This window comes from Pseudomonas sp. G5001, from assembly GCF_013385475.1.
Taxonomy (GTDB): domain Bacteria; phylum Pseudomonadota; class Gammaproteobacteria; order Pseudomonadales; family Pseudomonadaceae; genus Aquipseudomonas.
Genome location: NZ_JACAPZ010000011.1, coordinates 304,063 through 317,805, shown reverse-complemented (window position 1 = coordinate 317,805; position 13,743 = coordinate 304,063). Strand labels below are relative to the sequence as shown.

At 61.9% G+C, this 13,743-nt stretch carries 10 protein-coding genes; 3 read left to right on the top strand and 7 right to left on the bottom strand.

Going from position 1 to position 13,743, the window contains the following annotated elements:
* Positions 1-40 precede the first annotated feature (40 nt).
* Positions 41-1,582 (top strand): alkaline phosphatase, encoded by a 1,542-nt coding sequence (locus HX805_RS11540; protein WP_087694616.1) that lies wholly within the window; start codon positions 41-43, stop codon positions 1,580-1,582.
* A 149-nt stretch (positions 1,583-1,731) separates the two neighbouring features.
* Here HX805_RS11540 and HX805_RS11535 read toward each other — a convergent pair whose 3' ends face one another.
* The gene (locus HX805_RS11535) at positions 1,732-4,257 is read right to left on the bottom strand and encodes a sulfite reductase flavoprotein subunit alpha (protein ID WP_177116893.1); all 2,526 of its coding nucleotides are present in this window, start codon (positions 4,255-4,257) and stop codon (positions 1,732-1,734) included.
* A 135-nt stretch (positions 4,258-4,392) separates the two neighbouring features.
* Positions 4,393-6,687: a TonB-dependent siderophore receptor gene (locus HX805_RS11530; protein ID WP_177116873.1), complete on the bottom strand. Its 2,295-nt coding sequence runs from the start codon at positions 6,685-6,687 to the stop codon at positions 4,393-4,395.
* A 219-nt stretch (positions 6,688-6,906) separates the two neighbouring features.
* Between HX805_RS11530 and HX805_RS11525 the strand changes: the two genes are divergently transcribed.
* Positions 6,907-7,587, top strand: coding sequence for a Fe2+-dependent dioxygenase (locus HX805_RS11525; RefSeq protein WP_003215964.1), 681 nt, complete (start codon positions 6,907-6,909; stop codon positions 7,585-7,587).
* A 2-nt stretch (positions 7,588-7,589) separates the two neighbouring features.
* The gene (locus HX805_RS11520; protein WP_177116872.1) at positions 7,590-8,390 is read left to right on the top strand and encodes a tetratricopeptide repeat protein; all 801 of its coding nucleotides are present in this window, start codon (positions 7,590-7,592) and stop codon (positions 8,388-8,390) included.
* A 66-nt stretch (positions 8,391-8,456) separates the two neighbouring features.
* Here the strand turns inward: HX805_RS11520 and HX805_RS11515 are convergent, their stop codons facing one another.
* From HX805_RS11515 to HX805_RS11495, 5 genes are all read right to left on the bottom strand, one after another.
* Complete coding sequence (locus HX805_RS11515) at positions 8,457-9,620, bottom strand: type III PLP-dependent enzyme (protein ID WP_003215969.1); 1,164 nt, start codon at positions 9,618-9,620, stop codon at positions 8,457-8,459.
* A 474-nt stretch (positions 9,621-10,094) separates the two neighbouring features.
* Entirely contained in the window at positions 10,095-11,252 is a 1,158-nt protein-coding gene (locus HX805_RS11510) for a betaine/proline/choline family ABC transporter ATP-binding protein (protein ID WP_008437274.1), read from the bottom strand.
* Positions 11,249-11,902, bottom strand: coding sequence for an ABC transporter permease (locus tag HX805_RS11505; RefSeq protein ID WP_003215973.1), 654 nt, complete (start codon positions 11,900-11,902; stop codon positions 11,249-11,251). The genes HX805_RS11510 and HX805_RS11505 overlap by 4 nt, the downstream gene beginning before the upstream one ends.
* Positions 11,903-11,913: 11 nt before the next feature.
* The gene (locus tag HX805_RS11500) at positions 11,914-12,807 is read right to left on the bottom strand and encodes a glycine betaine ABC transporter substrate-binding protein (protein WP_003215975.1); all 894 of its coding nucleotides are present in this window, start codon (positions 12,805-12,807) and stop codon (positions 11,914-11,916) included.
* Positions 12,808-12,845: 38 nt separating this feature from the next.
* Positions 12,846-13,598: an ABC transporter permease gene (locus HX805_RS11495; protein ID WP_233092015.1), complete on the bottom strand. Its 753-nt coding sequence runs from the start codon at positions 13,596-13,598 to the stop codon at positions 12,846-12,848.
* Positions 13,599-13,743 lie beyond the last annotated feature (145 nt).

The following is a 13,743-nucleotide window of genomic DNA, read 5'->3' as shown; positions in this document are numbered from 1 at the left end:
ATGCTTAAGTTTCCCTTTTGCTGCTCGAGAGGGAACCCGCATGAGCCACTTCAATCTCGGCCGCCGCCGCGTGATGCAAGCCGTCGGCGCCGGCCTGTTGCTGCCGGGCCTCGCGCCTGCGGTGATCGCCTCGGTCAAGGATCGCCCGCAACTCACCGACGGCGTGCAGTCCGGCGACCTGCTGGGCGACCGCGCGATGATCTGGAGCCGCAGCGACCGCCCGGCCCGGATGGTAGTGGAGTGGGACACCCGTAGCGTATTCAGCAACCCGCGCAAATTCGTCTCGCCCCTGGCCGACAGCCGCACCGATTTCACCGCCCGTGTCGAACTCACCGGCCTGCCCGTCGACCAGGCGATCTTCTACCGTGTGCACTTTGAAGATGCCCAGACCGGCGTGGCCAGCGAGCCCTGGTTCGGTCACCTGCGCAGCGTGCCGCAGCAGCGCCGGGATATCCGCTTTGTGTGGAGCGGCGACACCGTCGGCCAGGGCTTCGGCATCAACCCGGACATCGGCGGCATGCGCATCTACGAAGCCATGCGCCTGCGCCTGCCGGACTTCTTCATTCACAGCGGCGACACCATCTACGCCGACGGCCCGGTGCCCGCGCAACTGACCACCGAGGACGGACGCATCTGGCGCAACATCACCACCGAAGCCAAAAGCAAAGTCGCTGAAACCCTGAATGAATACCGGGGCAACTACCGCTACAACCTGATGGACGAGAACGTACGTCGCTTCAACGCCGAAGTGCCGCAGATCTGGCAGTGGGACGACCACGAGGTGATCAACAACTGGTCGCCGAGCAAGCAACTGGATGAACGCTACAAGACTCGCGACATCAATACCCTGGTAGGCCGTGCGCGCCAGGCCTGGCTGGAATATTCACCGATGCGCCGGCAAAGCGCCGACCAGGGCGGGCGCATTTATCGCAAGCTCAGCTACGGCCCATTGCTGGATGTGTTTGTGCTGGACATGCGCAGCTATCGCGGGCCGAACGATGACAACCTTGGCGGCGAAAAACCGTTTCTTGGGCGTGAGCAACTGGACTGGCTCAAGCGCGAATTGAAGGCCTCCCAGGCGCAGTGGAAAGTCATCGCCGCCGACATGCCCATTGGCCTGGGCGTGCCCGACGGTGAGGTCAGCCCCGGCGTACCGCGTTGGGAGGCCATTGCCAACGGTGACCCGGGACCGGCCCAGGGGCGCGAGCTGGAAATTGCCGAATTGCTCGCGTTTCTGCGGGCGCAGCAGGTGCGTAATCACGTGTGGCTGACGGCGGATGTGCATTACTGCGCGGCCCATCATTACCATCCGGATCGGGCGGCGTTTCAGGATTTTGAGCCGTTCTGGGAGTTCGTCGCCGGACCGCTGAATGCCGGGAGTTTCGGGCCTAATCCGCTGGATAAGACCTTTGGCCCGGAAGTGGTGTTCGAGAAGGCGCCGACGGTGCAGAACAGCTCGCCGTTTGCCGGGTTTCAGTTTTTTGGCGAGGTGCAGATTGACGGGCAGACGGCGGAACTGACGGTGATTTTGCGGGACCTGGATGGGGTTTCAGTGTTTGAACAGAAGCTGGCGCCAGTGTGATTGCAATGCAATCTACCTACTGAAGAAGAGCCAATGTGGGAGCGGGCTTGCTCGCGAAGGCGGTGTGTCAGTCAACAGATGTATCGACTGATCCACTGCCTTCGCGAGCAAGCCCGCTCCCACATTTTGATCGGTGTATCTTCAGGGGGTCAGTAAACATCCCGGCGATAGCGGCCTTGCTCGATCAAGCGTTCGACGGCTTCGCTGCCCAGCACCTCATGCAGCACCTGATCCACACCCGCCGCCATCCCCTGCAAACTGCCGCAGACATAAATCGCGGCGCCATCCGCCACCCATTTACGCAGCACATCCGCTGATTCGCGCAGGCGATCCTGCACGTAGATTTTCTCTGCCTGATCCCGGGAAAACGCCAGGTCCAGTAGCGCCAAGTCACCGCTGGCCAGCCAGCCTTGCAGCTCGTCCTGGCAGTGGTAGTCGTGGGCGATATTGCGTTCGCCAAACAGCAGCCAGTTGCGCTGCTGGCCGTCGGCAACCCGCGCCTTGAGCAGGCTGCGCAACCCGGCAAGGCCGGTGCCGTTGCCCAGCAGGATCATCGGGAGTGGCTCGGTCGGCAGATGGAAACCACTGTTGCGCCGCAGTCGCAGGCTGATGGTCGAACCCAGCGGTGCATGTTCGGTCAACCAGCCGGAACCCACGCCCACGCTGCCATCGGGGTGACGCTCCTGGCGCACGATCAGCTCCAGCACACCGTCGCTGGCAATCGAGGCCATGGAGTATTCGCGCATGCCCAGCGGCACCAGTGCATTGACCAGCGCCTGGGCATGCAGGCCTACCAGGTGCGCGCGATTGTCCGGTAGCTGGCGACTGGCCAAAGCCTGGTCGAGGGTGTGTGCAAGGCCGTCGATCACCACACCTTCGCTGCCGGCCAGCCCCAGGCCTTCCAGCAAGTGTTCGATGGCCCATGGGCAATTGCGTGGCAGCACTTCCACCAGGTCGCCGGCCAGCCAGTCCCGGGGGGCAGGCGGGGTGAGCCCGAGCAAATAGACGCCGGAGCCGCTGCTGTGCGGGTTGAGCAGGGTGCGTTGCTTCAGGGTCCAGTTTTCATAGGTCGCGCTGGCCCATGCCGCAGCGGGTGCATGGCCGGTCAGTTGGCCCAGTTGTTGTTGCCAGTGCAGCAACGCATCGGTGTCGCCGCTGTCGACTTCCACCGGGGCGAACAGCGGGTTGCCGCCCTGGTTGGTCAGCCAGAAATGCAGGCGCCGGGCGAAGCCGCAGAAGTGTTGGTACTGGCGATCACCCAGGGCCAACACCGAGTAGTTCAGGCCCTTGAGGGACAGGTCCTGGCCGAGCACGCTGCGCTCGAAACCGCGGGCGCTGTCCGGTGCCTCGCCATCGCCGAAGGTGCTGACCACGAACAGCGCATGGCTCGATTGGCGCAAATCCTCTTCGCTGACGCTGCCCAGCGACTGCACGTTCACTGGCACGCCGGCGGCCTGCAACTGCCCGGCGGTCTGCCAGGCCAGTTGCTCGGCAAAGCCGCTCTGGCTGGCAAAGCCGATCAGCCAGGCCGGCGCGTCGCTGTGGTTGCCGGTCAGGCCTTTGCGGGCATCGCGCACCTGGCGTTTCTTGCGGCGGCGGTCCAGGTACAACAGCCAGCCGGTGATGAAGAACAGCGGCATCAGCAGCGCGCTGAACGTCAGGATGATCCGGCCGGGCAGGCCGAAGTAGCTGCCGGTGTGCAGCGCATAGATACTGGTCAGGATCTGCGCCTTGAAGCTTTTGCCGGCGTAGGTGTCATGGGATTTGACTTCGCCGGTGGCCGGGTCGAGGTTGATCTGGTTCAGCGCGCGATCGTGGGGCGAGGTCTTCAGCAGGTAGTAGACGGTGGCGGGTTGGCCGGCGACCGCGGGCATGCGGATGTTGTAGCCGCTCAAGCCGGGGCCGGCGTTGCTGTAGATGCTGCTCCAGATCGCGGCGTAATTGGCCACCGGCGCAGGCCCTTCGGGGGCCGGGCCGCGCTTGCGTACGCGTTCGTTCTGCGGCGCGTCGGACAGCAGTCTGGTCATGCCGTTGCTGTACCACTCGTAGGACCAGAACAGTCCGGTGAGTGCCGCCAGAAGATAGAACAGCAGGCACCAGGTGCCGAACACCGAGTGCAGGTCCCAGTTGAAACTACGGCCTTTCTTGCGCCAGTCCACCGCCAGCCATGCACGCCAGCTTGCCACTTGGCGCGGCCAGCGCAGGTACAGGCCCGAGAGGCAGAAGAACACCAGGATCAGCGTGCAGGCGCCGGTGATTTGCCGGCCGGTGTCGCCGATGGCGAGGAAACGGTGCAGTTGCAGCACGAAGCCGAAGAAGTCCTGGCCGACGGCATCGCCCAGGTAGTCGCCGGTGTACGGGTCGAAGTAGCGCATCTGCCCGCGACGTTCACCGGGCGGTGGGGTGAACCAGACCTTGGCCGCGTTGGTGCTGTCGGGCTGCACCGTGAGCATCGACACGACTTTGCCTTCGCGGGCTTCCAGCAGGTGCACCAGTTCAGCGGGCGGCAGTACCCCGGCCGGACGCTTTTCCACCGTCAACACCGTCGGGTTCAGCAACTCGATGATTTCATCCTGGAACGACACCGTTGCGCCGGTGATCCCCATCAAGGCCAACACCAGCCCGGCGGTAATGCCGAAGAACCAATGCAACTGGAACAGGGTTTTCTTCAACACGTCGTACGGCCTCGTCATCAGGTTAGGTGTTTCACGGCGCGCATTATGCCGCGAGTTGTCGAGAAACATTCTTTTTTACACGCAAAAAACCCACGCATCCGATGCGTGGGGTTTCGTGCAGTCATTTGTATCGGTTTAGAAATGGAAACTGGTGGTCAGCAGGGCCGTACGACCGGCTGCCTGGTTGGCAAAATGCGAGGCATAGGCCTTGTCGTAGTAGGTCTTGTCGGTGAGGTTCTGCACGTTCAACTGCAGGTCGACGTTCTTGGTCAGCTTGTAGCTGGCCATGGCGTCGTAGCGGGTGTAGGACGGCACGTAGACGGTGTTGCCCGCATCGCCGTAGACCTCGTCGACATAGAACGCGCCGCCGCCGATGGTGAGCTTCGGTGTCACGTCATACGTCGTCCACAGGCTGAAGGTGTTCTTCGGCGTGTTGGGCATCTGGTTGCCTTTGTTCGAGCCGGCACTGACGACACCGTTACGACCGTTCAGGCCCGGGTCCACCAGTTCGCTTTTCAGGTAGCTGTAGCCGGCGAACACTTGCCATTGATCGGTCAGCTTGCCGCTGGCGGAAAGCTCCAGGCCGTCGACGCGGGATTCGCCACCGTTTTCATAGGTCAGCGCGTCCACCAGGATCCGCGTGTTTTTCTTCTCGGTGCGGAACACCGCGGCGGTCAGGGACAGGCGGTCGTGGAACATGTCCCACTTGGTGCCCAGCTCGTAGTTGACGGTCTCTTCCGGTTTCAGGTCGCTGGTGGCGGCGCCGGCAGACAGCGGGTTGCCGTCGGCGCCTTCACCTACCAGGCCGCCGGCCGGTGAGGCTGAGGTGGCGTAGGAGGCATAGATGCTGCCGTTTTCAACCGGCTTCCAGACCAGGCCCGCCTGCCAGTTGAAGAACTGGCTGTCGTTCTTGATCTTGCTGCGGGCCTTGACGGTGGCGGTCGGCACCGCATTGGTGTTGGCCACGGTGTCGAAGGTGTCGTAGCGCAGGCCGACGTTCAGCAGCCATTTCGGGTCCAGCTCGATGGTGTCGAACACATAGGCGGCGCGGCTGGTGGCCTTGGTGTTGGTGCCGTTGTAGTTGCGCGCAATGCTGCCGGTCCAGGCATCGTCCGGGTTCGGGTTGCCCAGCGAGGTGCACTGGCCGCCTTTGCCGGGCGCCGGGCAACCGGGGTTGCTGTTCGGGCTGACGGTGTAGCCGCTGTAGCGGGTTTCTTCGCCGGTGAATTCCAGCCCGGTGGAGTAGGTGTTCTTGAAGCCCAGCGCCTGGAAGCTGCCAAACAGATCGGTCTGGTTGGTGGTGGTCTCGGTGGTGGACACGCGGGTGTTCGCGCGGCGCCACACGGTGCCGAACTGGTTGACGTTGTGCTGGCTGTCGTCGGGTTGGGTGACGATATAGTCCTGGCCGGTGTTGCCGTGGCGCAGGGTGTTTTTCAGCGTCATGTTGTCGTTCAGGTCGTGCTCGATGGAGAACGTGCTGATGTCGGCGCGGGTCTTGCGGAAGTCGCGATCCTTGAGGCCGTAGAAGTTGTTGCTGTCGCCGCCGTCGGTTGGCTTGTCATGTACGTGGGCGGCTTTTGCGCCGCTGTTGCTGTAGCCATACGGAATGCCCGAATCCGGCAGGTCGTTGCTTTCCATGTGGTAGTAGCTGAGGTTGACGCGAGTCGGAGTGCCCAGGCCGAAGGTCAGCGACGGGGCCACGCCCCAGCGGTCGTAGTTGACGGCATCACGCCCGGCGACGTTCTGTTCGTGGCTCATCAGGTTCAGGCGGAAGGCCGCGCTGTCGAGGAACTGACGGTTGACGTCGAGCACATAGCGGCGGGTCTGGTCGGAGCCGTAGGTGAAGCCACCGTTGGTGAAGTCCCGCGCCTGTGGCGTCTTGCTCACCAGGTTGAGGCTGCCGCCGGCCGAGCCGCGGCCGCCGAATGACGAGTTGGGGCCTTTGCTGACTTCGATGGATTCGATGTCGAAGATCTCGCGGCTCTGGCCGCCGGTGTCGCGCACGCCGTCGAGGTAGGTATCGCCCTGGGCGTCGAAGCCGCGAATGAACGGACGGTCGCCCTGCGGGTTGCCGCCTTCACCGGCGCCGAAGGTAATCCCCGGCACGGTGCGCAAGGCGTCCTGCAACGAGGTGGCGGCGGTGTCCTTGAGCACTTGCTGCGGCACCACGGTGACCGAGCGCGGAGTATCTACCAGCGGCGCGGTGTACTTCTGCGAGGACGCTTTTTCGACCTGGTAGGACGTGCTGTCCTGTTCCTGGCCGGTGATGCTGGTGGCTCCCAGGGAAATGCTGTTGCGCTCGCCTTTCTGCTCGGTGTCTTCAGCAGCTTGCGCCATTTGGGCGGCAGAGCTGGCGCTGATGGCAACGCCGATGGCCGAGGCCAGCAAACGTGGTGAACTGGCAGGTGTTTTTATCGAAGTGCGCGGCATGAGTGTGTCCTTTCCCCAAGGAGGTGAGGCCGCGGAATATAGGGAGAACAAGACTTCATATCAATTGCGATACATTACTATTCGCACTGAATTTACGTTCTTTACACTTTTTGCTTACGGTTTTGACGATCTCGTTCGTCCTTTGGGCGGGAGTAGGGTTGTACACAGTCAATAAGAATCACTACCATTGGCGTCTCACTGTTTTCAGGTAATGCCTCCATGTTGCTGCACATTCCCGGCCTGTTCTCTCGCGAGGAAGTGCTGCGCATCCGCGAAGCCCTGGCGCACACCGAGTGGGCCGACGGCAAAATCACTGCCGGGCACCAATCGGCCAAGGCCAAACACAACCTGCAACTGCCGGAAGGCCACCCGCTGGCAAAGGAAATCGGCGCGGCGATCCTCGATCGACTGTGGAAAAATCCGCTGTTCATGTCAGCGGCGTTACCGCACAAGGTCTTCCCGCCATTGGTCAACTGTTACACCGCCGGCGGCAGTTTCGACTTCCATATCGACAACGCCGTGCGCCAGTCCAAGGGCAGCCACGAGCGGGTGCGCACTGACCTTTCCTCCACCGTATTTTTCAGCGACCCCGACGACTACGACGGCGGCGAGCTGGAAATCCAGGACACCTTCGGCCTGCAGCGGGTCAAGTTGCCGGCGGGCGACATGGTGCTGTACCCCGGCTCCAGCCTGCACAAGGTCAACGCCGTGACCCGCGGCGCGCGCTACGCCTCGTTTTTCTGGACCCAAAGCCTGGTGCGCGAGGACAGCCAGCGCACCTTGCTGTTCGAGATGGACGGGGCGATCCAGCAACTGAGCCGCGACGTGCCCGACCACCCCGCGCTGATCCAGCTCACCGGCACCTATCACAACCTGCTGCGCCGCTGGGTTGAGGTCTGAGCGTGGGCTTTTTATTGCGCCGTGAAGAAGTACTCAACGTTGAGCAATTGCAGAGCATGCTCGACGACTCCCCGGTGCGCGCCGCCCAGGCGATTTTGATCGCCGCGAAAGAGGGCGTGGTGGATGCCCAGGCGCTGCTCGGGCAAATCCTGCTGGAAGGGCGCGGCATCGAGCGCGATGAAGCACTGGCAATGCGCTGGTTCCGCATTGCCGCCAAGGGCGGGCATTTGATGGCGCGCAATATGCTCGGGCGTTGCCTGGAGCATGGCTGGGGTTGCGAGGCGGATGCCGTGGCGGCGGCCCGGGAATATCGTCGGGCGGCCGAGGCCGGGCTGGATTGGGGTTTGTACAACTACGCCAACCTGCTGGCGACCGGGCGCGGGGTTGCCGAGGATCAAGCCCAGGCGCTGGCGTGTTATCGACAGGCCGCGGAACTGGGCCATGCCAAGTCGATGAACCTGCTGGGGCGTTATCTGGAAGAAGGGCAGTACTGCCCGAGGGATCTGGAGGCGGCGGTGGCGTGGTATCGCCAGTCAGCAGAAGGCGGGGATTTTCGCGGGCAGTTCAGTTATGCGGCGGTGTTGGCGGACCGGGGCGAGATAGAAACGGCACTGGAATGGTTGCGCAAGGCACTGGCGGGCGGGAATTTGAAGTTTTTGCGGGTGGCGCACAAGGCGTTGTGTGCCGCCAATGAGCCGCAGATACGGGCAATGGCCGAGATCTATCAAAAGCATGCGATTGAACTTGATCGCTCCCACGCGCTGCGTGGAAATGCCGCCCTGGACGCTCTGCGTCCGCTCTAACGGCGTGACGCAGAGCGTCACCGGATGCGTTCCCACGCAGAGCGTGGGAACGATCAGGGCGTGCGTTTACAGGTAGAACGATTTCAACGGCGGGAAGCCATTGAATTCAACTGCGCTGTAGCTGGTGGTGTACGCACCGGTGGACAACCAGTACATCCGGTCACCAATCGCCAGGTTCAGCGGCAGGCCGTACTTGTAGTTCTCGTACATGATGTCGGCGCTGTCGCAGGTCGGGCCGGCGATGACCACTTCTTCCATCTCGCCTTTCTTCTCGGTCCAGATCGGGAACTTGATGGCTTCGTCCATGGTTTCGATCAGGCCGGAGAATTTGCCCACGTCGGTGTAGACCCAGCGCTCGACGGCGGTGCGGGATTTACGCGCAACCAGTACCACTTCGCTGACCAGGATCCCGGCGTTGGCGATCAACGAACGGCCCGGCTCCAGGATGATTTCCGGCAGATCGTCACCGAAGTCTTCCTTGAGGAAGCGGATGATTTCCTCGGCGTAGGTTTCCAGGCTGTTGGTGCGGGTGATGTAGTTGGCCGGGAAGCCACCGCCCATGTTGATCAGCTTCAGGTGGATGCCGTCTTCTTCCTTCAGGCGCTCGAAGATCACTTTGACCTTGGCAATCGCCGCGTCCCACACGCTGATGTCACGCTGTTGCGAGCCGACGTGGAAGGAGATGCCGTAAGGCACCAGGCCCAGGTCGCGAGCGAGAATCAGCAGGTCCATGGCCATGTCGGTCTGGCAGCCGAATTTGCGCGACAGCGGCCAGTCGGCCGTGGTCGAGCCTTCGGTGAGGATACGTACATACACTTTCGAACCCGGGGCGGCCTTGGCGATATTGCGCAGGTCGGCTTCGGAGTCGGTGGAGAACAGGCGCACGCCCTTCTCGTAGAAGTAACGGATGTCCTTGGATTTCTTGATGGTGTTGCCGTAGCTGATACGGTCGGGGCTGACGCCGCGGTCCATGACCTTGTCCAGCTCGTAGATCGACGCGATGTCGAAGCTCGAACCCTTGTCCTTGAGCAGGTCGATGATCTCGACGGCCGGGTTGGCCTTGACGGCGTAATACACCTTGGCGAATTCGAAACCGGCGCGCAGGTCATCGTAGGCCTGGCTGATCATCGCGGTGTCGATCACCACGAACGGGGTTTCCTGGGTGTCGGCGAACGCCTTCATTTTGTCAAAAGTGGCGCGCGCGAAATAGTCTTCGACCTGGATCGACATGCTGGGAACTCCTACTGGCAAACTAGATTGATCAATGGGTGCAAATGAACGTCCTCCGTATCCCCACTTTGGTTCGCCTACTTCCCAAGGCATGTCGCCGAAAGCAAAAAGGCCATGGGATCAACCGCTTCCCTTGGCCTTGCTGTCTCGTCGTCAGTACTTGAGCCGGATGGATCGTTTCCAGCATGGACGTTCGGCGCGAACTTTAGGACGTGAGGGGCTATAGATCAACTAAAAATGTCGCGTTTTTGCACGCGTTCGTCGTGCGGCCGCGTGCAGCTACTTATGTAACCGACCGGTATGACGGATTGATGTTCCCCGGTAGGGGCAATTTGAGGTGTTGCGGGTACAGTGACGATCCAATGTAGGAGCGGGCTTGCTCGCGAATGCGGTGTATCAGCCAATGCATCCGGTGACTGACACTCCGCCTTCGCGAGCAAGCCCGCTCCCACATTTTGACCGCTGTGTGTCAGGTCAGGCCAGTGCTGTCTCGGCAGGCGACACAATGCTGGTCTTGCCCCCACGGGACTTACCGGAACTCAGGTACTCGGCAATCGACTCCTGGGTCACTTCCCCGAGGAACACCCGCTCCGCATCCATCACCGGCAACCACGAGCGGTTGAACTCGTACATCCGCGACAGCAGGATGCGCAAATGCTCGTCATACGCCGCCGTGGCGTTGAATTCCCGCAGGTACTGGCCGCAGGTACCGGTCTGACGATGCAGGTCGCGACGTCGCACATAACCCAGGGCCTTGTTCTCGGCATCGGTGACCACCACGTAGCGACGGTCCAACTCATCCATCTGCTCCAGGGCATCCGCCACCGGGGTTTCCGGGCTGACCGACGGCGCGTTGTCCGCCGCATCTTCAGCCTTCACCAGCAGCAGGCGCTTGAGGGTGCTGTCCTGGCCAACGAAGTTGCTGACGAATTCGTCGGCAGGGTGGGCCAGCAGGGTGTCCGGGTGGTCGATCTGCAGCAGCTTGCCGGCGCGGAAGATCGCGATCTTGTCACCCAGCTTGATGGCTTCGTCGATGTCGTGGCTGACCATGATCACGGTCTTGTTCAGCGCGCGCTGCATCTCGAAAAACTCGTTCTGGATCATCTCGCGGTTGATCGGGTCGACCGCGCCGAACGGCTCATCCATCAGCAGCAACGGTGCATCCGCCGCCAGGGCGCGGATCACGCCGATCCGCTGCTGCTGGCCGCCGGACAGTTCACGCGGGTAGCGATGCAGGTACTGCTTGGGTTCGAGCTTGATCATGCTCATCAACTCGCGGGCGCGGTCGTGGCATTTCTGCTTGTCCCAGCCCAGCAGCTTGGGCACCACCACGATGTTCTCTTCGATGGTCATGTTCGGGAACAGACCGATCTGCTGGATCACGTAGCCGATGTTGCGACGCAGGGTCACTTCGTCGAGGTCGGTGGTGTCTTCGCCGTTGATCAGGATCTTGCCGGAGGTCGGCTTGATCAGGCGGTTGATCATCTTCAGCGTGGTGCTCTTGCCGCAGCCCGAGGGGCCGAGGAATACGCAAATTTCGCCTTCGTTGACGGTCAGGCTTACGGAATCAACGGCGGTGATGGTCTTGCCGTTGCTTTGGAAGGTCTTGGTCAGGTTTTGAAGTTCGATCATTTGAGCAGTCCTTTTGGAGTCAGCGTGCGTTGCAGCCATTGCAGAAGCAGGTCGGCGAAGATGGCCAGGAGACTGACCAGCACGGCGCCAACGATCAGCATCGACATGTCGCTGCGGCTGATGGAAGCCAGAATAAGTACACCCAGGCCACCGGCGCCGATGGTGGCGGCGATGGTCATCACACCAATGTTCATGACGACGGCGGTGCGCACACCGGCGAGGATCACCGGTACGGCAATCGGCAGCTCGACCATGCGCAAGCGCTGGCCGAAGGTCATGCCGATGCCTTTGGCGGCCTCGCGAATGCCTGGCTCAACGCCGGTGAGGGCGAGGTAGGTGTTACGCATGATGGGCAGCAGGGAATAGAGGAACACGGCGGTGATCGCCGGCATCGGCCCCAGGCCCTGGCCGAATTTGGAGTAGAACGGCAGCAGCAGGCCGAACAAGGCAATCGACGGCACGGTCAGCAACACCGTGGCACTGGCTTGCAATGGGCCGGCGAGCGTCGGGAAGCGGGTCATCAGCACACCCAGGGGCACGCCTACGACGATTGCGAGGATCACTGCAATGCCGACCAGGGTGATGTGCTGCCAGGTCAGGTGCAGGACTTGGGCCCAATCAAGATGGGAAAAGGCGTTCAGGAATTCCATGTCTTCTCCTCTTAGTTGATCGGATGCTGGCGCAGGAAATCTGCGGCCACGGCGGACGGGCTTTCATGGTCGACGTCGACCCGCGCGTTCAGCTGGCGCATGGTTTCGTCGTCGAACAGCGCAGCCAACGGCTTGAGATCAGCGGCCAGTTGCGGATGGGCATCGAGGTAAACCTGACGCACCACCGGCGCGGCGGTGTAGTCCGGGAAGTAGTGCTTGTCGTCTTCCAGCAGCTTCAATTTGAAGGCGTTCAGGCGACCGTCGGTGGTGTAGACCAAGCCGGCAAACACCTGGCCATTACGCAGCGCGGTGTACACCAGGCCGGCGTCCATCTGCCGGGTGTTCTTGCGGGTCAGGTTCATGTCGTACAGCTTGACCATGCCGGCCATGCCGTCGGAACGGTTGGCGAACTCGGTGTCCAGGGCCACCAGGCGGTTTTCCTTGGTTTTCTCGGCCAGTGCCGCGGTCAGGTCGCTGATGCTGTTGATCTGCGGGAATTCCTTGGCCACGTTCTCTGGCAGGGCCAGGGCGTAGGTGTTGCTGAATTTCGACGGGGAGAGCCAGACCAGGCCTTTTTTCGCGTCGAGTTCTTTCACTCGGGCGTAGGACTGTTCGCTGTCGAGCTTCTCGTCGACGTGGTTGTAGGCCACCAGCGACACGCCGGTGTATTCCCAGATCAGGTCCAGTTGCCCGCTTTCCTGGGCACTGCGTGCCAGGTTGCTGCCCAGGCCGCCGGTCACACGGGTGTCGTAACCCTTGGTGCGCAGGTACTGGGAGGTGATTTCGGCGAGCAGGGTCTGTTCAGTGAACACCCGGGCACCGATGCGGATGACCGGTTTTTCAGCGGCTTGCGCAAACCCTGCGAACAGCAGGACGCAGCTCAATATCAATGTCAGTTTTTTCATGTGAATTCCTGTTTCAGGCCCAAGACGGGGCCAAAGCCTTAAGACGGACGCAACCCGCGTTCCAGCCAAAGGCGGCTGGCCATGGTCACCAGACCGTCGAGCAGCAAGGCCAGCAGCGCGGTGCATGCGGCGCCGAGCAGCAGTTGCGGCTGATTGTTCAGGGCGATGCCGGGGAAGATCAGGCTGCCCAGGCTGTTGGCGCCAATCAGGAACGCCAGGGGCGCGGTACCGACGTTGATCGCCAGGGCCACGCGTACACCACCGATGATGATCGGCACGGCGTTGGGCAATTCCACGCGAAACAGCACCTGGCGCGGCGTCATGCCGATGCCGACGGCGGCTTCTTTCAGGGAACCTTGAACGTTTTTCAGGCCTTCATAGGTGTTGCGCACGATGGGCAGCAACGAGGCGAGGAATAGCGCGAAGATCGCGGGGCCGCTGCCGATGCCAAGGACACCGAGGGCGATGGCCAGTACGGCCAGGGGAGGGACGGTATTGCCGATGTTGAAGATCTGCATGAAGCGTTCTGCGCGCCCGACCATGTTGGGTCGGCTCAGCAGGATACCGGCGGGAATCCCTACGATCAGGGCGGCCAGCATCGAAACAAGGACGAGGATCAAGTGAGCTTGCAGGTAAAACAACAAATCGTCGCGGTACAGTTCGATCGTGTTGATGCCGATCCAGTGGACCAGCAGGGCCAGGAGAGCGACGACAACCGCTCCTCCTATCAGCCCTTTGCCATAGCGAATAGCCACAGGCGGACTCCTTTTTTCTTTTGTCGGCGAACACATTTCCGAGCGGCAATGCCATTCCTGGCTGTCGGCGAATGTGGTCGCGAATAGCAGCTCGCCCTTACCGGCAACGCGGTATGCGGTCGAGCCATGAGCGCAGCCTCGTCAGGCTAACTTGCTGATTTTTCAGCCCCTGTTACGAGTG

What these genes read in the sequence shown, in the direction of transcription:
- HX805_RS11540 (WP_087694616.1), top strand. Translation starts at nt 41, where the DNA reads ATGAGCCACTTCAATCTCGGCCGCCGCCGCGTGATGCAAGCCGTCGGC.
- HX805_RS11530 (WP_177116873.1), bottom strand. Translation starts at nt 6,687, where the DNA reads ATGCCGCGCACTTCGATAAAAACACCTGCCAGTTCACCACGTTTGCTG.
- HX805_RS11525 (WP_003215964.1), top strand. Translation starts at nt 6,907, where the DNA reads ATGTTGCTGCACATTCCCGGCCTGTTCTCTCGCGAGGAAGTGCTGCGC.
- HX805_RS11515 (WP_003215969.1), bottom strand. Translation starts at nt 9,620, where the DNA reads ATGTCGATCCAGGTCGAAGACTATTTCGCGCGCGCCACTTTTGACAAA.
- HX805_RS11510 (WP_008437274.1), bottom strand. Translation starts at nt 11,252, where the DNA reads ATGATCGAACTTCAAAACCTGACCAAGACCTTCCAAAGCAACGGCAAG.
- HX805_RS11505 (WP_003215973.1), bottom strand. Translation starts at nt 11,902, where the DNA reads ATGGAATTCCTGAACGCCTTTTCCCATCTTGATTGGGCCCAAGTCCTG.
- HX805_RS11500 (WP_003215975.1), bottom strand. Translation starts at nt 12,807, where the DNA reads ATGAAAAAACTGACATTGATATTGAGCTGCGTCCTGCTGTTCGCAGGG.
- HX805_RS11495 (WP_233092015.1), bottom strand. Translation starts at nt 13,598, where the DNA reads ATGTGTTCGCCGACAAAAGAAAAAAGGAGTCCGCCTGTGGCTATTCGC.